At 72.2% G+C, this 21583-nt stretch carries 23 protein-coding genes; 14 read left to right on the top strand and 9 right to left on the bottom strand.

What is annotated here, in order from left to right; translation table 11 throughout:
- Window positions 1-142 precede the first annotated feature (142 nt).
- The 4 genes from WA788_RS31260 to WA788_RS31245 all read left to right on the top strand — a co-directional run bounded on the left by WA788_RS31260 (window position 143) and on the right by WA788_RS31245 (window position 3351).
- A complete protein-coding gene (locus tag WA788_RS31260; RefSeq protein ID WP_335983145.1) occupies window positions 143-604 on the top strand; it encodes an NUDIX domain-containing protein in 462 nt (153 codons plus the stop codon).
- A complete protein-coding gene (locus WA788_RS31255; RefSeq protein WP_335983143.1) occupies window positions 601-1044 on the top strand; it encodes a hypothetical protein in 444 nt (147 codons plus the stop codon). Before WA788_RS31260 ends, WA788_RS31255 begins: the two co-directional genes overlap by 4 nt.
- 63 nt (window positions 1045-1107) lie before the next feature.
- Complete coding sequence (locus WA788_RS31250; protein WP_335983141.1) at window positions 1108-2205, top strand: radical SAM/SPASM domain-containing protein; 1098 nt, start codon at window positions 1108-1110, stop codon at window positions 2203-2205.
- Between the two features lie 12 nt (window positions 2206-2217).
- Window positions 2218-3351, top strand: coding sequence for a methyltransferase domain-containing protein (locus WA788_RS31245; RefSeq protein WP_335983138.1), 1134 nt, complete (start codon window positions 2218-2220; stop codon window positions 3349-3351).
- A gap of 117 nt (window positions 3352-3468) precedes the next feature.
- Here WA788_RS31245 and WA788_RS31240 read toward each other — a convergent pair whose 3' ends face one another.
- From WA788_RS31240 to dapF, 5 genes are all read right to left on the bottom strand, one after another.
- Window positions 3469-4332: a phosphotransferase family protein gene (locus WA788_RS31240; protein WP_335983136.1), complete on the bottom strand. Its 864-nt coding sequence runs from the start codon at window positions 4330-4332 to the stop codon at window positions 3469-3471.
- 4 nt (window positions 4333-4336) lie between these two features.
- Window positions 4337-5719, bottom strand: coding sequence for a UDP-N-acetylmuramoyl-tripeptide--D-alanyl-D-alanine ligase (locus tag WA788_RS31235; protein WP_335983134.1), 1383 nt, complete (start codon window positions 5717-5719; stop codon window positions 4337-4339).
- A gap of 101 nt (window positions 5720-5820) precedes the next feature.
- On the bottom strand, window positions 5821-6345 hold the full coding sequence (locus tag WA788_RS31230; protein ID WP_335983131.1) for a papain-like cysteine protease family protein: 525 nt from the start codon (window positions 6343-6345) through the stop codon (window positions 5821-5823).
- Window positions 6346-6380: 35 nt separating this feature from the next.
- On the bottom strand, window positions 6381-7460 hold the full coding sequence (locus tag WA788_RS31225) for a D-alanine--D-alanine ligase family protein (protein ID WP_335983128.1): 1080 nt from the start codon (window positions 7458-7460) through the stop codon (window positions 6381-6383).
- A complete protein-coding gene (gene dapF / locus WA788_RS31220; RefSeq protein WP_335983126.1) occupies window positions 7457-8257 on the bottom strand; it encodes a diaminopimelate epimerase in 801 nt (266 codons plus the stop codon). The genes WA788_RS31225 and dapF overlap by 4 nt, the downstream gene beginning before the upstream one ends.
- Before the next feature lie 622 nt (window positions 8258-8879).
- On the opposite strand from dapF, the gene WA788_RS31215 reads away from it, so the two are divergent.
- The gene (locus tag WA788_RS31215; protein ID WP_335983124.1) at window positions 8880-9896 is read left to right on the top strand and encodes a transcriptional regulator; all 1017 of its coding nucleotides are present in this window, start codon (window positions 8880-8882) and stop codon (window positions 9894-9896) included.
- 536 nt (window positions 9897-10432) lie between these two features.
- Here the strand turns inward: WA788_RS31215 and WA788_RS31210 are convergent.
- Both WA788_RS31210 and WA788_RS31205 read right to left on the bottom strand, forming a co-directional pair.
- Window positions 10433-11665, bottom strand: coding sequence for a 3'-5' exonuclease (locus WA788_RS31210; protein ID WP_335983122.1), 1233 nt, complete (start codon window positions 11663-11665; stop codon window positions 10433-10435).
- Window positions 11666-11911: 246 nt separating this feature from the next.
- Complete coding sequence (locus WA788_RS31205) at window positions 11912-12463, bottom strand: hypothetical protein (protein ID WP_335983120.1); 552 nt, start codon at window positions 12461-12463, stop codon at window positions 11912-11914.
- A gap of 151 nt (window positions 12464-12614) precedes the next feature.
- On the opposite strand from WA788_RS31205, the gene WA788_RS31200 reads away from it, so the two are divergent.
- Both WA788_RS31200 and WA788_RS31195 read left to right on the top strand, forming a co-directional pair.
- Window positions 12615-13196, top strand: coding sequence for a hypothetical protein (locus WA788_RS31200; protein ID WP_335983118.1), 582 nt, complete (start codon window positions 12615-12617; stop codon window positions 13194-13196).
- A gap of 1248 nt (window positions 13197-14444) precedes the next feature.
- A complete protein-coding gene (locus WA788_RS31195) occupies window positions 14445-15035 on the top strand; it encodes a hypothetical protein (RefSeq protein ID WP_335983116.1) in 591 nt (196 codons plus the stop codon).
- A gap of 21 nt (window positions 15036-15056) precedes the next feature.
- Here WA788_RS31195 and WA788_RS31190 read toward each other — a convergent pair whose 3' ends face one another.
- The gene (locus WA788_RS31190; RefSeq protein WP_335983114.1) at window positions 15057-15395 is read right to left on the bottom strand and encodes a hypothetical protein; all 339 of its coding nucleotides are present in this window, start codon (window positions 15393-15395) and stop codon (window positions 15057-15059) included.
- A complete protein-coding gene (locus WA788_RS31185; protein ID WP_335983112.1) occupies window positions 15392-15673 on the bottom strand; it encodes a hypothetical protein in 282 nt (93 codons plus the stop codon). The genes WA788_RS31190 and WA788_RS31185 overlap by 4 nt, the downstream gene beginning before the upstream one ends.
- A gap of 586 nt (window positions 15674-16259) precedes the next feature.
- On the opposite strand from WA788_RS31185, the gene WA788_RS31180 reads away from it, so the two are divergent.
- From WA788_RS31180 to WA788_RS31150, 7 genes are all read left to right on the top strand, one after another.
- Window positions 16260-17837: a ParB/RepB/Spo0J family partition protein gene (locus tag WA788_RS31180; protein ID WP_335983110.1), complete on the top strand. Its 1578-nt coding sequence runs from the start codon at window positions 16260-16262 to the stop codon at window positions 17835-17837.
- Between the two features lie 120 nt (window positions 17838-17957).
- The gene (locus WA788_RS31175) at window positions 17958-18536 is read left to right on the top strand and encodes a hypothetical protein (protein ID WP_335983107.1); all 579 of its coding nucleotides are present in this window, start codon (window positions 17958-17960) and stop codon (window positions 18534-18536) included.
- 166 nt (window positions 18537-18702) lie between these two features.
- A complete protein-coding gene (locus WA788_RS31170) occupies window positions 18703-18861 on the top strand; it encodes a hypothetical protein (RefSeq protein ID WP_335983106.1) in 159 nt (52 codons plus the stop codon).
- 92 nt (window positions 18862-18953) lie between these two features.
- Window positions 18954-19139: a hypothetical protein gene (locus tag WA788_RS31165; RefSeq protein WP_335983104.1), complete on the top strand. Its 186-nt coding sequence runs from the start codon at window positions 18954-18956 to the stop codon at window positions 19137-19139.
- 206 nt (window positions 19140-19345) lie between these two features.
- A complete protein-coding gene (locus WA788_RS31160) occupies window positions 19346-20002 on the top strand; it encodes a hypothetical protein (RefSeq protein WP_335983102.1) in 657 nt (218 codons plus the stop codon).
- Between the two features lie 81 nt (window positions 20003-20083).
- Window positions 20084-20794 carry a hypothetical protein gene (locus WA788_RS31155; RefSeq protein ID WP_335983100.1) on the top strand — a complete coding sequence of 237 codons (711 nt, stop codon included), beginning with the start codon at window positions 20084-20086 and terminating at the stop codon, window positions 20792-20794.
- An 88-nt stretch (window positions 20795-20882) separates the two neighbouring features.
- Complete coding sequence (locus WA788_RS31150; protein ID WP_335983098.1) at window positions 20883-21578, top strand: hypothetical protein; 696 nt, start codon at window positions 20883-20885, stop codon at window positions 21576-21578.
- The last annotated feature ends 5 nt before the right edge of the window (window positions 21579-21583 follow it).

Genomic DNA, 21583 nt, shown 5'->3' with positions numbered 1-21583 from the left:
CCTGGCGGAGCGGGATGACCCGGCCGCGCCATGGGGATGGCCGCCGCCCCACCAGGCGGCGACGGCGGTCCGGGAAGCCGTGTCCCCGCCGACGGCGGTCGGCGGGGACACGGCACCCACATGCAGCCCGAATTGGAGACCCATGGAGCACCAGGCGTTCAGCCTCTTACGCACCCCCCGCGGGGCGGTGCTACTCGTCTGCCATCCCGACAACGGGGGGCTGTGGCAACTCCCCGGCGGGAACATCCTCCCGGGCGAGGCGCCCCACGCGGCCCAGCGGCGCACGCTGGTGGACCAGACCGGCCTGACGAACACCGCCCGTGACCTGTTGGTGTGCGACTACACCCCGGCGGTGGCGGACATCCTGCCCGAGGCCCTGGCGATGGTGTGGGACGCCGGCACGGTCCCCGACCCTGCCACCCTGCCGCCCGCGCTGGCCCATCCGGCGCGGCTGGACGTGCAGTTCGTCATCCCCGGCCAGATCGCCGAGTTCGCCCACCAGCAGGAGACCCAGCGCATCCGCTCCGCACTCGCGGCCCTGACCGCCCCCTCCACCGCACCCCGATACCGCTTCCGCGGCGCCGACCCGGAGCCCGAGTCGTGATCGTCTACACGGTCACGCTCAGGGTGACAGCGCCTCAGCGGGCTCGTACCGAGCACATCGTGACCGCTGCCGCGGACGCTGCGGAGGCCCGCCGCCGTGCCGTCCGCGCTGTCACCGATCGGTACCCCGAGATGCGGGTTCAGGTCCAGACCGTACGCCAGCGCCCCTACGAACCCCCCACAGAGGCGCGCGACTCCGCCGCGCCACAGCTCGTAGTGCGCCGTCCCCTGTCTGCGCTCCAGCGCGGGCAGTGGGTGCAGGTGTACGGCCGTCCGCTGCGGATCGCGGACATGCGCAGGGGCGGCGGGGGGTGGGGCGAGCGGATCATCCATCTCGCCGGGCACGGCCCCGAGGAGGCCACGCCCCCACCGCTCCGTCTCAATCTCAATGACCTTCTGCTCGTCTACATCGCCAGGCCGCCCCACGCCGCCCGCGCCTGACCCCTTGAACTCCGCCCGGCCGACGGCCGGGCGGTCACACCCGACCGAAAGGCCCCGCACAACATGACCGTGATACTCGACCGCCCCGCCGAAACCGCCGCCGGCGCCGACCTGTTGCAGCACCTCGCACTGGACATCACCCGCGCCTGCCAAGCCGCGTGCACCCACTGCTACAACGGCAGCAGCCCGCAGGGCACCCACGGCGCGATGACCCGCGCCGACTGGCTGTCCCTCCTGGACCAGGCCGCCGCTGTCGGAGTCCGCCAAGTGCAGTTCATCGGCGGGGAACCCACCCTTCACCCCGACATCGCGGACCTGATCAACCGCGCCGTCGACCACGGGATGGCCGTCGAGGTGTTCTCCAACCTGATCCACATCCGCGCGGTGCTGTGGCCGGTGCTGCGGCAACGCGGCGTCACCTTGGCCACCTCCTACTACTCGGACACCGCCGAGGAACACGAGCAGATCACCAAGCACCGCGCCAGCTACGCGAAGACGAAGGCAAACATCGAACGCGCCCTCGCGTACCGCATCCCGCTGCGCGCCGGCACCGTCCACGTCCGCCCCGGTCAACGTGTCACCGAGGCCATGGCCGAGCTGCGCGCACTCGGCGTGCAGCACATCCGCACCGACCGGCTGCGGGAGATCGGCCGCGGCGCCGGCACCCAGGACGCCCACCAGATCACCGAGCTGTGCGGACACTGCGCCAACGGCCGCGCCGCCGTCCTGCCCGACGGGTCGGTGGCCGGCTGCGTGATGTCCGGCGGCATGATGACCGCCGGCAACGTCCTCACCACCCCGCTCGCGGAGATCGTCTCCAGCCCGGCATGGGCCACCCTCGCCGCCGCGATCCCGCGGCCGCGCCGCACCGCCGCCCACCGGGGCGACGAGTGCCACCCGGTGGGTGAGTGCACCCCGGGGGACGACTGCTCGCCGATGCACGAGTGCACGCCCAATCATGACGGGTGCGGACCCCACATGGTCGGAGAGGCGTGCGTGCCCGACTCCTGTACCCCGCGCGAGGACTCGTGCCAGCCCTCGCCCGGGATCGGGGCCATCCGTCAGCTCGCCTACACGGCGACCGCCTGCAACCCGGACCAGGACGGGTCCGACTGCGCGCCGGCCGAGTCCGAGGCATGCGCCCCGGCCTACGACGACTGAGAGGCTGACCCGATGACCTGGAAATTCCACGCGGCCGCGCTGTCCGGGCGCGTCGTCCACCCGTCCTCACGCTGGTCCCGACCGATCGCGACCACCCCGCGGCACCTGCTCGTGCCCCACTGGTGGCGCTACCTGCCCGCGTGCGGCTGGACGCTCCGGGACGGCGGCAGTGACCCGGCGCGCTGGATGAGCGCCGCGTACACGGACCGTACGCTGGTGACCCGCGTCGGCCCGCTGCACGCCGACCGGGCCACCGCCGGCGACCACCCCGAGGGCCTGCCCACCTCCAGCAGCACCCTGCCCACGCTCGTGGTGTCCATGTACCAGCACTCCATGATCACGGACACGTCCGACGTGCTGTGCGTCACCGGCACCGGATACGGAACCGCCCTACTCGCCGCCCGCCTCGGCGACGAGCGGGTGACGTCCGTCGACGTCGACCCGTACCTGGTCGACACGGCCCGCACGCGGCTGGACGCGATCGGCCACCGCCCCACCCTGGCCGTGTGCGACATCACCGGGCCCCTGCCCGGCACGTACGACCGCATCGTCTCCACCGTCGGCCTCCCCGGCATCCCCGCGTCGTGGCTGTCTGCGCTCCGCCCCGGCGGCCGGCTAGTCACCAACCTCGCTGGCACCGGTCTGGTGGTCGCCGCCGACGTACAGCCGGACGGCGGCGCCCGCGGGCAGGTCACCCCGGAGCGTGCCGGGTTCATGCGGACCCGGCACGCCGAGGACTACCCGCCCCCGCCCAGCACCCGGCACGCCTGGACCGCCGAGGGCGAGACGGTCACCACCGGCCGCTACCCCGTGGTGCAGGTCAAAGAGGCATGGGAGCTGATGACCGCCTACGCCCTCGCCGTGCCGGGCGTCCACCAGGGCTATGACGAAGACGAAAAAGGCATTCGAACCGCCGTCATGGTGCACGCAGATGGATCGTGGGCCCGCGCCACCGGCCGACGAGGCGAACCCCCGACCGTGCACCAGACCGGTCCCCGCCAGCTCTGGGACCAGCTCGACGCCATCCGGCACGACTGGCTCTCCGACGGCCAACTTCCAGCCCACAGCGCCAGCGTAGAAATCGACCCGGGCGGCACACTCCACCTGCGCCGCGGGACCTGGAGCACCACTATCCCTGCCCCCTGAGCGGTCTCCACACCAGGTGAGGGCCCTGGACCCGTCAAAGGGCCCTCACCGCTCCGGGCAACAGGATGCCCCCGGCGTCAACGCCGGGGGCATCCTGCGGTCGAGGCCCTGCCGGAGCTACGGCGCGACCCACTTCCAGGGGCGTTCGCCGTGTTCGCCCATCAGGCAGGCCAACCGGTAGTCCGCCTGTGATCGGGCGTGCTCGCTGGCGTCCGCATGCCGCAGCGCGAACAGCGCGAGTCCCAGGCTACGTATGTCCCTGATCAGGGCGTACCCGTCCCAAGCCGTCACGTCCGTGCCGTAGGCGTCGCGGAACTCCTCCCAATAGGACGGCGGTTCGGCCAAGGTGTCGCTCTGGAATGCGATGGTCGCTTGATCCCACTGCCGCGGCCCGACCGCGACCCCTTCCAGGTCCACCAGGTAGGTGCCCTCAGCGGTGCGCATCGTGTTGTGCGGACTCGGGTCCGCGTGGATCACGCACCACTCATCCGGCCACTGCACCGCCTCCCAGCGGCCGACGAGCTGTTCGGCATGCCGGGTGAGCCAGCGCCGCGCGCTGTCGGAGGTCTGCGCCTCCCGAATGCGCTTGGGGTAGTCCGGCAGAGTGAAGCGGGGCAGGTCGAGGTGTCCCGGGACGCGGGCGGAGTGCAGCCGCAGCAGCGCACGGGCGGTGTGCGCCGACTCGGCCGGCACCTGCTCGCCCAGGTCCTCCCAGAAGGTCACCGGCCGGCCACCGGCCATCACCGGATCGGGCACCAGGGGTTCGGCCGTGGGGATGCGGTGCGAGCGCATCCAGTCCGCCGCCCGCAGCTCGCGCACGGCAACCCCGTACGTGCCGGGCGGGTGAACGCGGATCACGGTCCCGCCGGCGGCGCGCAACATCAGGTTGTCACGCAGCCGGATCGGCTCGATACCGGCGGCCGGTAACCGGGCCTGCCGGCACGCCTGTTCGGCCAGGGCGACGACTTCCGAAGTCTCCACGGCGTCACTCCCGGGTGGCGAGGGTCGAGGCGATCTCGTCCAGGGCGAGGGAGTGCGCGCCCTTTACCAGGACCACGGCCTTGGGGGGCAAAGGGCCGTCGAGGAGCGGCAGCACGTCCGCCCGGTCGGCGACGTTGTCCACCGCGCTCACGCCCGCCTCGCCAGCCGCGGCCGCCATGGCCGCCGCGTTCGGGCCGCCCACGGTGATCAGCCGGCCGACGCTGCGGGCCGCGGCGAGCGCGCCCACCTCCCGGTGAATCTCCTCGGCCCGGTCGCCCAGCTCCATCATCTCGCCCAGGACCGCGACGACGGGCCGCCCGCCGGCGAGGTGCGCGAGGCTGTCGAGCGCGGCCCGCGTCGCCTCCGGGGAGGCGTTGAACGCGTCGTTGACGACGGTCACCCCGTCGGGTCGGTCGGTGACCTCCATCCGGGCGCCGGAGACGATCCGGGCCCCGTCCAGACCCCGGGCCACCGTCTCGAAGGGCACGCCGGCCGCCAGGGCGAGCGCGGCGGCCGCCAACGCGTTGGTGACGTGGTGGTGGCCGAATACGTCGGGACTGACCGGCGCGGCGTGCCCGTCGGCGTGCAGGGTGAAGGAGAGCCGCCCGGCGCCGCTCAGGGTGATGTCCTCGGCGCGTACGTCGCAGTCCGGCCCGGTGCCGAAGAACACCACCTTGGCCGCCGTCTTGTCGGCCATGGCCCGCACCAACTCGTCATCACCGTTGAGGACCGCCACACCGCCCTCACTGGCCGGCGGGAGCGCGGCCACGATCTCCGCTTTCGCCTCGGCGATGCCCTCGCGGCTGCCGAACTCGCCCAGGTGGGCCGTGCCCACGTTCAGTACCGCGCTGATCTTGGGCCGGGCGATGCCGGTCAGGTAGGTGATGTGCCCCTTTCCACGCGCGCCCATTTCGAGGACCAGGTACCGCGTGCTCTCCTCGGTGCGCAGCACGGTCGAGGGGAACCCGATCTCGTTGTTGAAGCTGCGGACGTTGGCGACCGTGGGCCCGGCGAGTTGGAGGACCGACAGCAGCAGGTCTTTCGTGCTGGTCTTCCCGGCCGAGCCGGTCAGCGCCAGCACGAGGCCGCGGTACCGGTCGGCGACTGCGCGGGCGATGTCGCCGAGCGCGGCGGTCACGTCCTGGACGTAGACGGCCGGCACCGTCACCGGCGAGGACGCGAGCACGGCAACCGCGCCGTCCGACACGGCGGCCGCGGCGAAGTCGTGCCCGTCCGTACGGGTGCCGGGCAGGCAGGCGAACAGGCCGCCCGGGTGGACGTTCCGGGAGTCGAAGGACAGCGGGCCGGATACGAGCGCGCCAGGGTCTACGCCGGCCACACGGCCGCCGGTCGCGTCGGCGATCTCCTGCAAGGTCAGGGGAATCAACGGATCTCCTCAGAGGGTGAAAGGGGCGGACGAGGCGGGAGAGGGCAAGGGGGTGCCGTACGGCCAGGCCGCAGGAGGCCCGGCCGTTTAGCGGGGGCGGATCACGGGTGCAGGGCGGGGAAGGTGATGGCCCGGCCGGTGTAGGAGGCCGTCAGCCGGTCCAGGGGCACGCGATCGTGTTCCTGGCCCCACGCGGACGGGTCACGGATGAAGACCGCCGGCCCGGCCGGGCCGGCGCCCGGGTCGGTGAAGCCGCGGAGGACGACGAGGTGACCACCGCGGCGCCCGTCCTGCGGGAACTTCTCGGTCACGGAGACGATCAGCGGCGCCACGGTCAGCCGGTCGAGGAGTTCGCCGGCCGGCACCGGCTCCGCGCGGCCGGGCACGCCGAGCTGTTCGGCGACCTCCGCCAGGCCGGCATGTAGCCAGCCCCGTTCGGTGAGCGCTCCGCGGTCGACGCCGAGCCGCACCAGCTCCGTCACAGTCGGCGCCGGCTTGCCGTAGGCCAGCAGGATCATCCGCAGGTCCGCCATGCCGCACGCCCGGTTGGACCACTCGATCCGGTCGCCGAGTTCGGCGCCCCCGTCGCGCTCCCACTCCTGCGGGGCGATGAGCTGACGGCACATCGGGACGGGGTGCAGACACGGCACGAGGCAGACTCCTAGCGCTCGCTCACCGCGGCGGTGAGCAGCGGATCGGGGCTCAGAGGCACATCGTATGTGCGCCGGGTGACCGCCTCGCGCAGGACGGCGCGGACCGCGTCGGCGTGGCTGACCCCGACTAGTTCGGCGCCGGCGGCGAAGTTCGAGCCCACCGACATGCCCGGCGTCGGGTTGACCTCCAGCGCGAACGCGTTCCCGTCCGGCTCCACCATGAAGTCAACCCGCGCCATACCGCGGCAGTCCAGCCGCTCCCACATCGTGCGCGCGTGCTCGGTCAGCGTGCTGACCGTCTGCGCCGGTAGCTCCGCCGCGGACACGGACACGGTGCCCTCGCCGGCCGCGTCGAGCTTGGATTCCGCGTCGTACCACGTCCCGGCGTGAACCTCGGTCGCCAGCGGCGGGAAGACGACCACCCCGCCGGGCAGCTCCAGCATGCCGACCGTCACCGGCGTGCCCGTGACGATCTGTTCCACCAGGACCCGGGGGGAGGGGGACGGGTCGGTTCCCGCAGCTTCCGCGAGCGCGCGGGCGAAGTCGCCGGGGCTGTCCACCAGGCTCATGCCGACGCTGGACCCGCCGAGCGGCGGCTTGACCATCACCGGGCCGTCCCAGGCGAGGGGCGGCCCGCCCGTCCACTCCCGCCATGCCGGGGTGGGCACCCCGAGCCCGCGCATGTACTCCTTGCACAGGATCTTGTCCGCGGCCAGCGAGCACGCCGCCACGCTGCTGCCGCAGTACGGCACCCGCAGGAAGTCGAGGAGCCCTTGAAGCCGGCCGTCCTCGCCGAACGGGCCGTGCAGGTTGGACAGCACCACCCCGGCCCCCGCCAGACGCTTGATGAACCCGGGCGCGCACGGGTCCACCACCTCCACCTCAGCGCCCAGGCCGGCCAGGGACTCGCGCAGCGCCGTCACGGACAACTGCTCTACGGGGCTCTTGTCGAGGTACAACCGGTCCTCGGCCGACAGGCCGCCGTACGCCACCACCACCCGCAGGCCCCGGGTGTCCCACTTGCGCAGGGTCGTGATCTGCCGGTTGACCGTCTCGCGGTCGCCGGCGTCGATGAACGTCGTGGTCACAGCAACTCCAGTTCTCCGCGGAACGACGGGGCGACCGGGCCAGCCACCCAGTACGACCCGGGCCGCTCGCCGTTGGGGGTGACGGTCAGAGGCGTGCCGGCCCGGTTGTGCACGGTCACCGGGCCCGGGGCGACCACTCCGCGGCGGGACGCGGTCACCGCCGCAGCCACCGCCCCCGAGCCGCACGACAGCGTCTCGGCCTCCACCCCGCGCTCATAGGTGCGGATGCGCAACGCGTGCGCGTCCACCGGGTGAACGAAGTTCACGTTCGTCCCCACCGGGGCGAGCGCGTCGTGATGGCGCACCAGCGGGCCGAGCCGGTCGACGTCGACGGCGTCCACGTCGTCCACCAGGGCGACCACGTGTTCGGTGCCGGTGTTCACGGCGTCGAAGCGCAGCCGCGTTTCCTGCCACCAGGTCTCGACCCGTTCCGGCTCGACCTCGCCGGCCTCCGCGGTGACCGAGACGTGGTTCCCGCTCACGGTCGCCTCATGGGAGACGCCGGCCATCATCAGCGTCATGGCGGTGAACCCGTGGTCGGCCGCCGCCGCCCAGGCGACGCAGCGCAGCGCGTTGCCGCACATGGACGCCAACGAGCCGTCCGCGTTGATGCAGATCACTTCCAGCACGGGGGCCGGGTCCTTGTCGACCAGCGTGCTCAACACCAGGCCGTCAGCGCCGACGCCGGTACGCCGCTCGCACAGCCGCGGCGCCTCCGTCCGCCAGGCGTGGGACAGTCCGGCGTCGGTGAGTAACACGAAGTCGTTGCCGGCTCCGTGGAGTTTTCGGAACTGCACGTCAGGGCCTCACTTCCGGGGGCGGGTGCAGGGTCAGGGCACGCCGAGCCGTACGGACGGACAGCCCGTGAAGGGTGCCGGGCGCGGCGGCCGGGGGATCAACGTTGGACGCCCGCCGCACGCTGCCGTAAGTGATGGCGGCGTTGCTCTCTGTTTCTACGAGGAGAAACAAAGAGCAACACCGAAGCCGCTACCGCCCCGGCTGCCACCCGCCGTAGAGTGCGGCCACCGCCCGTGTCCAGGCGTGCGCAAAGCGGAGGTGCCAATGGCGTCACGACACCGCCCCCCGGCCGGGAATCACCTCGGCCACCTGCTGACACGCGCCCGGAAGGTACGCGGCTGGACCCTCGAAGAGGCGGCCGACCGCCTACGTGTCCGCAGCCGCGAATGTGGCCACCCGCTCCAGACCCGCCGCGAAGGGGTCTGGCACTGGGAACACGGCCGCGAGCCGGACCGGCCCACTCAACGGGTGATCGCCGATCTGCTTGGTATTCCGCCTACGGCGGTCGATGAGCGACCATGGCCAGAGTGGTTGTCCGAGGACCCTGCCCAGAGGCCAACTCCCCGGCCCTGGACGCTTCTCGGCGCCTCCCAGTCCCTCACCGAACTCACAAGGGGTGCCATGGGCGTCACGCGACGGGAACTCGTACTGATCTCCGGCGGCACCCTGACCGCCGCCCTGTTGAACTGGCTCACGGCCGATCCGGTGGCCGCCGGGCAGCTCACCACCGGTCAGCGCATCGGAGAGACCGGCGTTGCCAAGCTGGAGGCCCGCGCCCAGGAGCTCCGGGAGCGGGACGACGAAGACGGGGGCGGTACCGTCCTCGCGGAGGCGTCCAGCGCCCTTGCCCTGGTCAATGGGATCATCAACCAGCGCACCTACACCGACGCGCACGGCGCCCGCCTGTACGCGGCGGCCGCCGACCTCGCCCGCCAGCGTGCCGCCGCCCTGTTCGACACCCGGGGCGACTGCGCCGACGGCACGTTTCTGACCGCGTTGCGCGCGGCCCGCGTCGCCGGAGACGACGCCCTCGGCGCCAATGTCCTGGCGTTCTGGTGCGTCTCCGCCTACAACACTGGCAGGTTGCACGACGCCGACGACATGGCCACCGCAGCACTCGCCGCCGTCCGCGGCCGCACCAGTCCCCGCGTCGAAGCGATGATGCACAGTCGGCGCGGCCGCGCCCGCGCCCACCTCGGCGACGCCCGGTGCTGGGACGATTTCGACGCCGCGGAAACCCTCCTCGCCCGCGCCGACGAGCAGGGCGACGAAGCGCCCCAGTGGGCGTACTGGTTCGACCGCGCCGAAATCCTCGGCGCCCGCGCGTCCAGCCACCGCGACATGGGCCAGCACGACCGCGCCGAAACCGCGTTCACGGCCGCCGACGAACTGTTCGGCCCGACCACCGTCCGCACCCACGCCGTCTACCTGTCCCGTATGGCAGACGCCCAGTACGCACAGGGCGAGCTAGAGCGCGCGTGCGCCACCGCCGGCACCGCGCTGGACCTCACCGAGGTGATCAGCTCGCACCGCACCACCGCGCCCCTGCTCTCCCTCGCCGAACGCCTCAGTAAGCACCGCACCACCCCGGCCGCCCGGGACTTCATCGACCGCGTACATACCGTGCTCGCCGCTTGAACCTCCGCTGCCACACAGGAGCATCCCCCCGTGCACACCAGCCGATATTTGTGCGTTCTGACAGCGTGTGGCGCTGCCGCGGCCGCGGTCGCCCTGACGGTGGCCGGCCTGCTATCCACGCTCGTGGATGGCCACACGGCACGCTGCACGGTATGGCTCATCACCATGGCCGCCATGACCGCCGCCGAGGCCCTGGCGGCAGCCATCGGACACGAGCTGTACGACCGGCACAAGAACCCCGCGCGCCGCCCACTACCGCGGAGGTAGCGCCCGCCTCCCCCCGGGCCCATCCCGACCCGCCGGCGAACTGCCCACACCATCCTCCCGATCGACCCGCACCGCATACGCCGTAGTGTCCGGCTGGACGTCGAGGACCAGGCGGAGCCCGCCGCCGCGGTGGCGGAGCCGGGTAGGCTCGCCGACGCGCAACGCGGTGCACGACCGCAGCAACGGCAACAGCACCTCCACCACCTCCTCGCCGCGTTCCCGGTCATCGGTCATGACCCTGATCTGCACCACAGTGGTCGCCCCTTCCGTCAGCTGACCGGCGCGGCGACGTCCGCACCCATCTCAGCAAGCCGTCGAAGTACCGCCCGGCAGTCGCCGAGCGCGCGATGGTCTCCGTCGAGCGGCTGCCACCGGTTGGTGCCCCAGTAGTCGTCCCACTCCCCCGCCCAGTCGCTGTACGGGACCATCACGTCGTCCACGTCGAGCCCGGCGAGCCAGGCCGCCGCGGACTCCGCCGGCGCCGGGTCGCCGAGCGCTTCGTAATGCCGGGTCAGCTCCCAGCGCAGCACGCCCTTGTCATACGGGGCGTTGTAGATCAGCACCCGCCGCCCGGCCAGCGCCGCCGTCAACGCGGGCAGCACCTCAGCGAAACGCGGCGCATCGCGCACCATCGCATCGGTGATGCCGTGCACGTCGGTCGCCGCCGCCGGGACGGACACGCCGGGATTCACCAGGGTGTCCAGCACCACTTCGCCCGCAGCCGTCAGTACGGCCAGCTCGACCACGCACGCGGTGTCGTGCAGTCCCGTCGTCTCGGTGTCGAGCACCACCACCGCAGGGTCTGCCAGCACATCCGCCGCCCACTGCACCCGAGCACGGGCCGCCTCCCTCTCCGCCGCCCGGCGCTCTTCCCGCTCGCGCTCGCGCTGGGCCTGGTTCTCCGCGCGCCGCCGTTCGCTCTCGCGCTCGTGCGCCTCGGCGTGCGGCGGGCACCGCCGCGGACTCGGCGCCCACAAGCCCGCGTCCGGCAGGTCCGGACGCTCCGGCCGCAGCAGGAAGGCGCGCTCCGCCAGGTAGGCCCGCGCCGCTTTCAGCGTCACCACCCGCACCACACAGCCGTCCTCACGACACACCGTCACCTCGTCCAGCCACGCCGCGACCCGTTCCCGCTTGGTCTGCACCTGCGCGCTACGGCAGTCCCGGCACCGCCTGTGCTCCGCCGGGTACGGCCGCTCACGCACCGCACCGCAGCCCGCACAAGTCCGCGCCGTCAACCGCTCCCGCTCCCGCCTCGCCCGGTCCAGGCACACCTGGCAGGGCCGCCCATGCAGGATCACCGCCCGCACCTGACCACACTCCGTGCAGGTCCGCCGCCGCTCCATCTTCGCCTTGGCCGATGCCGGCAGCGCGCGCATCTTCACCGCCGCGGCAGGGTCATAGAGGGGCACTTCGCCGAGCTTGCGCGTCCACAGGTACGCCAACGGCGCCTGCCCGTCCGCCAGTTTCAGCCGCTGCTGCCCCAGCTGCGTCTTGGTCCGCAAGTACGCCGGCGCCCCGCCCCAGCCATACACCGGCACCCCGCCCGTGTACCCCTGCGGCCTACCCCGCTCCACCCGATCAGAGTCCGTCTCCGTACCCACAACCGGCCTCCCGTCCCTATCGATCGAACAAAACCAACGCTAGCATTCTTAGCCCGCGCCAACGACGGAATTCAAGCCACATCATCAATTCGTGTCAAAGCGGTGCACCATTGCAGCTGAAAAACCTTCCCTAAAAGGAGATCCTTTTTATTTCTGCGCCTGCGGCCCGTAGGCTTCCAGCGCCTCGCGGACGATCCGGGCCGGCGAAAACAACTGGAGGGCCAGGTCGTCCCGCTGTCGTACCTGGTCAGGGCTCAACCGCAGGCTCGCGCCCACCAGGCCGCGTGACTCCAGCTCACGCAAGGGCCGCTCCGAAACCCGCCATGAGGCGGTGCGCAGCGCGCTCGCCAAATCGTCCGGAAACATGTAGTTCCGCTGCTGCAATCGGACTTCGCTCCGGGGTCCAGGCCACCGGCCGGCCAGCGTCATGCGCCCTGCTTCTTCCTCCGTCAACGGCGCCCAAGGCCCTACCAGATCGGGGTCCGCCAGCCGTCGGCGCACCGCAGCGCAGACCACCACCGACAGGCTCGGCCAGGCCCCCGGCCGCATCCGTGCCACCTCCAACCTCGCCGTACGCCGGTCCATCCCCCGGTTGACAAGATCGTGGATAGTCGCAGCCTCCTCAATTCGCCGCTTCCGGTCCAACAATGACAATCGACCCGCCTGAGAAGCGGTAATCCAGACCGTGATCTTCTCCATGGTGAAGATACTAGCCTTAAAAGGAGATCCTTTATCTCCCAGCGCGGCGGGCGGCCGCGAGGCGGCAAGTACACCACACGTATCGTATGGGCCATACAGTATGGTTCATACGGAAGGGCGGCGATGTGCCGCCCCCGATAGGGAGGTCACCATGCCCGAGGTTCCCGACCGCGCCCAGCCCGGAGTAGCGATGAAATTGCTGCTGGAACAGGCGCTCCGTGAGCGCACGCGGGGCCCGGAGGACGCCACGGCCCTGACGCGGTTGGAGTACGTAGCGGCGGACATCCGCGCTGTCCGCGACGCGGAACGCCAGCTCCAAACTGAACTCGCGGCGGTGCTCGCAGACGCCGACCAAGAGGGGCGCGGCGAGGACGCCGCGGCGCCGCGCGGACACCGTGAATCCCTCGTCCGCGCTTGCGAGGGCGCCGCGTCCCGCGCCCGTGTGTTCGCCCTGCTCAACCTCCGGGATGTGGAGAGCACGGCCCGAGCAGCTCTCACGCCCGTGTGGCAGGGCAGCCGGGGTGACTGGTCGCTCGCGTTCCTGAGCGGCGGGCGGGTGGCCCTACGCGCGTACGGAGACAGCCTCGATGTGCAGAACGAGGCCCCCGCCCTACTCGACTCGCTCCGGTCCGCGGGGCTGAGCCTGAGGTCGGCGGGCGGTTCCGGCGTGCGGATGGCTGAGGACCTGGCGGCCGGCCACGACATCGAGATCAGCTTTCCCGCCACCGACTGACCCCCTGACGGCGGCGCTCCACCGTGCCTCACCGTCTGAGGCCCCGGGCGGCGGACGGTCGGGAGCACACCCTCTACGGGCCGGGCGCTCGAGGAACGCCGGCCCCAGGAAGGCGCTCGGCACCCGCGCCGCGCCCAGGCCGGCGTACCTCGAGCACCGCTCCCCCCGGACTCACGGGTACAGGCCGAGGTCCCCCGGGCCACCGAGATCAGGGCATGACGCTGCGGCAGGCCCCGGCCAAGCTCGCGGGGATCTGCCCGCCGGCAACTCCCGCCCGACACAGCGCCGCCCCGTCGACCGACGCGCCGACTCGGCGACCCGCTTTCGCCCGGCTCCGTCGATCAGCCGGCGTCCCCGGCCGCAGGCCGCCGGTAGCCGGAGCATGCTGCGGCCGGGCGAGCGGCGACCGCCGCGGCCGCGGCACGGACTCCGCTCCACCACGGCCCACGACCGCCAACTGCACGACGACCCGAGGCGGACTCAACGTCACCGCCGGCACCGCAGCCCGACCAGGAACCGCAGGCCCCTCACCACCAGGCACACGAGACCGGCCGTGCACCACCGCACACCCGGACAGCACGACCAGCGACACCAGACCCAGCAACAACAAACGGCGCATACCCCTGTCTACCGCCTCAACCACCATCCGACCGCCACCAATCACCACCCGCTCCCCTGGACAGACCCACCCATTCACTTCCCCCGGCCGCCTGCCATGCGTTAACGTCTTCTCAACTAGGCCCAGCCTTCGCGGGGATGAGCCCTACTGCAAGGCGCCGAACTAGCCCAAGCAACCCTGCTCCCCGCGCCCGCGGGATGGACCCTACGAATCCGCCTACCATGGCGTGGTTACTGCCTGCTCCCCCGCGGCTGCGGGGATGAACCAAATCCAGGGTTGTGGTTCCAACCAACCCCGGGTTGCTCCCCGCAACTGCGGGGATGTACCGGATCTGTGCCGCATAGACCCTCTCCGCGGACGCGGAAGCCCCTGCACCGCTCCGGACCGTGCTCCCCGCCACTGCGGGGCTATCCCCAACCAGGCCAGGAAGCCTGTGCACGCGGGCAATCTCCACCCCTCCCCATTCCGCGGGACTCAGAGCCTGCTCCTGGACCCGCGGGTGGGCGTCCGCCCGCAGTTGGGCGCTCTCGGCATGCACACCAGTCGCGCCACCAGTGCTACAGATTCCGCGTGATCGCGTAGCGCGGGATGCTACAGTTTTCCTGAAACCTGTAGCGGCTGGAGGCGTGATGTACCCCAATTCCGCGGCCGAGATGGGCTTTCCGCCGCATTCACAGGCCGACGGCATCCACACCGTCACCACGCCGTTCACGGTGATCGAAACGAGGATCACTCCCCGCGAATGGTCCCGTGACCCCGGCGGGCATGTGTGGCTGTTCGACGGCCCGCAACTGGTAGCCCGCAGCACCCTGGTGTGCGACCGCGACGAGCTGCCGGGCCGACAGGAAGCGGCGCGCGTGGAAATCGCACCGTGGGCCGAGGCACTGTCCAAGCTGAGCCGTACGGCGTGGTGGGAACCGGGCTACCCCTGGGGACCGGCAGAGGAAGACGCGCTGCGGCACTTCCCGCAGTTCACCGCGCCGCAGCCGCCTACGCTGAGCGCCGAATGGACGTACGACCTTCCATGGCGCACGCAGGCCGGATGGTCCGAGCGGATCGCGGAGATCGTGTTCGCCCGGTTTCAGGCGGAAGACGCCGCATTCCCCCGGGATTCTGTAGTGCGCTGGGCCGTCGCCAGCGGCATGCACAAGGTGTACGTCCACCGGATGACGGGAGTGGCCCGTACGACGATCGACCGCATCATCCAGGCCGCTGCCTGAGTGCTTGCACTTCCCGGTCCCCTACCTCGGCTTGGGGGCCCTCAAGCCCGTCACCGTGATCACTGGCGGCTTCGTAGCGGACGACACCATGTACGTCACCGCCATCGCCCCGCACAGCGCCGTACGGTCATCCTCCGCCCCCGCCGTACGCGCCAGGGTCAAACCCCCGTACGGGTCGCCGGCCAGGGCCTCCAGGTCCTCCAGCAGCGTCCCCAACGTAGTACCCGCCAGCAGCGCCCGCTGTGACTCGCGGGACAACGCACCGGGCCCGATGCCCCGCAGCCGCTCCGCGCCGTCCAGCTCGCGCAACGCCGCCCGGGCCGCGTCGGTGAACGCCACCCGATACCGCTCAGAGCTCACCTCGGGTCCGCCAGGGCCGGAAAGACCTCGCCCAGCTCGAACACCGGCTCCACGCCGGCGCGCACCGCGGCGGCCGCCGTGTCCAGCTCCGGGTCACCAGCGGTCTGCGCGACCGCGGCCCACGTCGCGACCAGCGTGAACAGGTCCGCCGGGTCGGCCGCTTCGATCGCCGCCTGAAACTGCTTCGCCAGCGTGTCCGGGAGCGCCGCCTTGATAGCGCCGACCGTCCGCGGACGGTCTATCGGCCCCCGCGGGTGCTCATACGGCTGTGCGGTCATCGCCCCTCCGGTGCTCCTGGCCTAGGCCCCCAGACTACGCGCACCCTCCACCACCGTCAGCCGCCTCACCCACCCCCGCACCCCCCGAGCGCACTCCTCAGATCATCGGGTGGGCGGGTTCTCGCCGGGGTTTACATGGCTGGCCGCACACCGGCCGGCCCTCTCGCTGTTGTGCTCGTAGACCAGGCAGCGGGGAGGGGAGGGGAGCCGCGCACCGCAGCGCCGCCGACCGGCACCACACACGGGGCGGGCCACCGTACCCCCGCCGTCACGGATGCACGCGCGACAGGCGACCCCGAGCCCCGTCCCGGGCGGGCGGGGAGCACCTGCTGCCGCGCGCTCCGACCGCCGGTGAGGTCGCTCCGCGTCGGCGCGGGCATCACCCCGCCACACCAGCATGACGAAAACCCCCACCCCCAAACACCGCCCCGACCAGCAGGTTTCACCCGTTCGGACCACGCAAAACGACCTCCACGCCCCCCAAAACATGGTTAAATAGAGACTGTTCGGGAGGGGTTGGCACCGCCTCCCGAACACCGCCCGGCCGCCCGGCCGGGCGGCACCTCCCTACACGAGGAACACCACCATGACCGCTGTTCAGACCGCGCGCGCCGCATGGCCGACGCTGCCCGTCGACCAGCTCACCGCCCACCCGGGCAACACCCTGCCGTACCCGGACGCCCCGCTGGTCGCCGACATCGCCGACAACGGGGTCAGTGACCCCCTGCTCGTCGTCATCACCTCGGCCGGAACTCTGGTCGCCGACGGGCTGCGCCGACTGGCCGCCGCCCAGGCCGCAGGGCTCGCCGAGGTCCCCGTGACCCACCGGCCTGTGATCCGGCTCAGCCTGCTGACCCCGCACCCCGACAACCCCCGCGACGAACTCGACATCAACCCCGGATTCGTCGCGAGCTTCGCCACCCCCGACGGGTGCCGGGTGCCGATCAAGGTCCGGGTACTGGAGGACGGCACGCGGCAGATCGTCGACGGGCACCGCCGCTACTTCGGCGCCGAGGCCGCCGGGCTCACCCACGTTCCCTACGAGGAGGACGAGCGCGACGACGCCGGAACCTACCTGGACATGGTGACCACGGCCAAGCACCGGGCCGGACTCAGCGAGCGGGAGGAAGCGGCCGCCCTGTTCTCCGCCGCCGAGGCCGGAGCAGGCATCAAGCGCCTCGCGGCCGCCGCCGGGACCACGCAGAAACGCGTCAAGGCCACCCTGCGCGCGATGGGATCGCAGGCCGTCCGCGCGGTCGAGGACACCGCCGGGGCCCTCACCCTCGAAACCGCGACCGCGCTCGCGGACCTGGAGGCCCGCGACGCCGAGGCCGCCGCGCAGGTCGCCGCCGAACTGGCCGACCGCCCCCGGCAGAGCGTGAGTTGGCTGGTCCGCCGGACCATGACCGAGCTGGACCAGCGCGAGGAACTGGACGCCCAGCGCGAGGAACTGCGGGCCGCCGGAGCCCGGATGCTGGCAGAGGCCGAGCTTGGCCCTAAGGCCGCGCCCCTTTACCAGATCGCGGGCGACACCTCCCAGCACGCGACGCAGTGCCAGGGCGCGGTGTGGGTCCTGCGGCAGGGAGCCACGGCCTACGCCGAGTTCTGCGCGAACGCCCCCTTCTTCGGGCACACCGTGCTGGACCCCAACGGGGGCACCATCAAGCGGGAATCCGCCGCCGCACGGCGCCGCCGGATCGCCGGAAACCTGGACTGGGACACCGCCCAGCAGCTCCGCCGCGAATGGCTCGCCGAACTGATCACACGCCGCAGCCTGCCCCGGGCGATGGCCGACCTCATGGCGCAGGTCGTCGCGCGGGCGATGGCATCCGGCATCGGCGCGAAACTGTTCGACTCCCGCGCCGACGACCTGTCGTCCGTGATCGGCGCCACCACCTACACCACCCGCGCGGACCTGGAAAAGCGCTGGACCCAGCCCAAGGACGCCGTGCGCATCACGTTCGCGATCGTCGCCGCCGCGTACGAGACGTACGCCAACCGGACCGTATGGCGGACCGGCGAGGACTCCCAGGACCAGGCCCGGCGCGCCGCCGCCACCCAATGGCTCACCTGGATCACGGCCCCCGGACTCGACTACCAGCCGAGCCCCATTGAGACCGCCGTCCGCGATGACGAGGACTACGAGCCCGACAGCGCCGAGTGACCCCACGGCGGGCCCCGAACGGGCCCGCCACCCGGGGGCGGCCACCGCGCCGCCCCCGGCCCCCACGGCCGGGACGGCACCCCCGGCCCCGAGACCCCTACACACCAGGAGACCCGCACCATGCACACCACCAGCCGCCGGGCCCAGCCCGAAGCCGCCGCCGCCGTCGAACTGTTCGAGCTCGTCGTCACCGGGCCTCTCCGCCGGGTCGAGTCCAACGCCGATGGCTCATGGACCGTCACCCCCGAGGTAGGCCGCCCGCTGATCCTCACGGGCCCCGCCGACGTCGCCGCCTACATCGAGCAGACCAAGGGCACCGGCCCCCAGGCACTCGCCCCCGCCCGCCCGCAACACCCCGCCCAGCCCGCCGGATGCGGATGCGTGCCCGCCACCCGGGCCGCCACCGGCCGCCAGGCCGACATCATGCAGGCCCGCGCGATCTACCACCACCTCGCGGACTGGCTCGCCGCCGACCGCCGCGCCTACGGCTGGAACGCCGCCGCCGACGCCGCATCCGTGCGCGTCGCCACCCCCCACGGCCTCTACGAACTGTTCGTGCCGCCGCTCGGCAAGCCGTTCCCCGTCTGCGCCCACGGCCGCCGTGACGGGGCCCTTGACGCCCGCCGCGTCCCCGGCACCCGTGACTCCCTCGTCGCCACCCTTTACGCCGCCTACCTCCGGGACCGAGGCGAACTCTGACCCCCCCCGCCACCAGCAGGTTTCACCCGTTCGGACCACGCAAAACGACCTCCACGCCCCCCAAAACATGGTTAAATAGAGACTGTTCGGGAGGGGTTGGCACCGCCTCCCGGACACCGCCCGGCCGCCCGGCCGGGCGGCCCCCTCCCTACACGAGGAGCCCCCCATGGCGCACATCGCCCGGACCCCGATCCGGCCCCGGCGCATCCCGCTCTTTGCCCCCCTCCCGGCCGACGAGCCCTCCGGCCAGTGCAGCCGGTGTCAGCAGCGGTTCCCCGGCTGGAACGGCGGCATCTGCGACGCCTGCAAGGCCGTCGGCCGCTGACCGACCCGAGTCCCGGGAGGGGTTGGCACCGCCTCCCGGACGCCGCCCGGCCGCCCGGCCGGGCGGCCCCCTCCCTACACGAGGAGCGCACCATGTCCGAGAAGGTCACCCCCACCCCCACCGCCGCCCGGTTGCTCGCCGAGGCACGGGCGGACTACGGCACGCGGGACGAGCGCACGGACCGCCAAGCCAACCTGAGCGGGCACCAGGTCAACGCCCGGATGAGCGCGATTGACGCCGCCCACCTGCGGAACTGGATCACGAGCCGGACCGCCTGAGCCCCGCCCCGCCGGGCCGGTCGCAAAACCGGCCCGGCCCCCGGCGGGCCACCCGTTCGGCGTACGCGCCGAATTGGACCCCCACCCCAAAACATGGTTAAATAGAGACTGTTCGGGAGGGGTTGGCACCGCCTCCCGAACACCACCCCCTGGCCCCAGGCCGGCCGGGGTGGCGCCCCCGCACGCCCTACACGAGGAGCACCACCATGGACACCACGCCCGATCTCACCGCGCCGCATGTGGCGGAACACCTGGTACGGCTCGCGTTCATCAACGAGCAGTCACGCACCCCTACCTCCCTCTCCGCGCAGTGGGCCCGGACCGTGCTCACCAGCGGTGACGAGGTTGCGTGGATGCTGGCCTACGTCGAGGGCGGAAAGACCGGCATCCAGGTAGCGGAACGCGTGATCGCGTTCATGCGGGCGGTCCGCACCGAGCGGTTCCGGTACTGGACGGTTTCGTACAGCGTGTTCGGCAAGGACCGCACCGGTTCCGTGATGGCGGAGGCGCGCACCGCACGCGCACAACACGAATGGGCGGCCCGGCGGCCCGGTGCCGATGACGTGCGGATCACCGAGTACACCGACACGGTGGTCAGCGTGCCCGTCGACCCGGACCGCCTGCCGCGCGACGAGGACCACCGGCCCCCCGCCATCCCCGGAGCGCGTGAGGTCCACCGCTTCTACCGGTACGACGGCGAAGGCCCCGCCGTACTGCCGAGCGCGGCCGCCGTCGCCCGGGCCCGTCGGCACCTCTTGGCCGTCCGGCCCCGCCGCTACGCGCTCCCGCCGGTTCTCCTGGACACCGTGCGCGTAGTGGCCGCGCGCACGGTCGCCCCCGACGAGATCACGCCCCTGCCGTAGCCCCGCCCGGCGGGGCGCCTAGAGGGCGCCCCGCCTGTCGGCACCGCACCAACCCCCTACACAGCACAGGAGTTCACCACCATGACCAGCACCCTTGTTCCCGTGTGGGATGGATGCTCCCCCGAGGGATGGACCGTCCCCCAGCTCCGCGACGCCCGCGCTCTCCTCATCAACGCCGGAATCAAGCGGGCGCAGGTCACCGACACCGGCCGCGTACTCGCTGCGGGCGCCTACCTCGACCCGCGCAGCGCCACCGGCGAGGTGGTGCTCAGCTACACGCCGACAACGGACGACGACCACCCCGCCTACTCCGAGCGCATGCGCCGCGCCATGGAGACCAAACACGCCACCGACTCCTACCGCGAGTTGTTCCGTGAAGCGGGATGGGACGTTTCGGAGATCGCTGACCCCGCCGCCGGGGGGGTGCTCCCCCGGTTCATCCTTGCGCAGCGGCTCGTTTGCGAGATGTATCTCGCCACCAGCGGCGGGCATTGCACCGCGCGCGCCGTGCGGGTGGTCCACTCCGTCACGGACCCGGCGGCCCGGGTGCTGCTGTGCGAGGGACACCCCCAGGCATTCCCCGGCGCCGCCTGGACGAGCACCACACCGCAGGCGTACCAGGCCGCGCACGGCCTGATCACCCAGGACGAGAACATTCACGGCGGCCGCAAGGCACCGGCCGCGCCCGTGCCGCCGACCCGCCGCCCGGCCCGGTGCGAGGACTGTGGCGAGTCCATCGAGGCCGACTCCGACGGATTCCGCACGTTGTGCGCGTGCGACGCTGCCGAGTAGGCGCCACCAGCCGGTGGGCGGGCGGACGGCACCCCGCCCGCCCACCGGCCCCCATCAACCCCCCTACACAGCACAGGAGTTCACCACCATGACCGCGCCCACCACCGCCGCACTGACCCCGACCGAGGTACTGCGCGCAGCCGCCGCCGTCATCCGCGCACGCGGGTACTTCCAGCCGCTCACGCGCCAGTGGGAGCCGGAGGTACCGACCGCGATGGACGTAGAGCGCTACCTCTACGGGCGCGCGCCGGTCGAGCGCGGCGACCGCCGCCGCTTCGACGCCCAGGCCGAGGCCGCCGCCCAACTCGCGCCCGCCGTCCTGGAGTGGTGCGCGCGCGGCGAGGAGGGCAGCGACTACCGGACCGCGCTGGCCCGCCTCGCCCGCGCCGACCACGTGGGAGAGCGGGACATCCCGCTACTGTGCTCCGCCGTACACGCCTACCAGCGCGAGCAGCGCCGCGCCGCCGCCACCGCCGAGCGAGCCGCCGACGCCGCGCACTCCCGCCACCAGGGCGCCACGGGCGAGCGCATCGCGATCACGGCCACCGTCGCGGTGGTGGTCGCGCTCACGCCCCGGCGGTTCGGCTACCACGAGCAGCCCCGCCACCTGGTCAAGCTCCGGGACGCCGACCACAACGTGTACGTGTGGGAGGCCACTACCACCAACCTCCCCACCCGAGGCGCCCGCGTGCACGTCACTGGCACCGTGGCCAGCCACGGCCGCTACCACGGCACCCCGCAAACCAACCTCACCCGGTGCCGCTGGAAGATCGCGCAGGACTAACCCCC

It is taken from the genome of Streptomyces sp. CA2R106 (assembly GCF_037034245.1).
Classification (GTDB): Bacteria; Actinomycetota; Actinomycetes; order Streptomycetales; family Streptomycetaceae; genus Actinacidiphila.
This window is presented reverse-complemented; position numbering and strand designations above follow the sequence as displayed.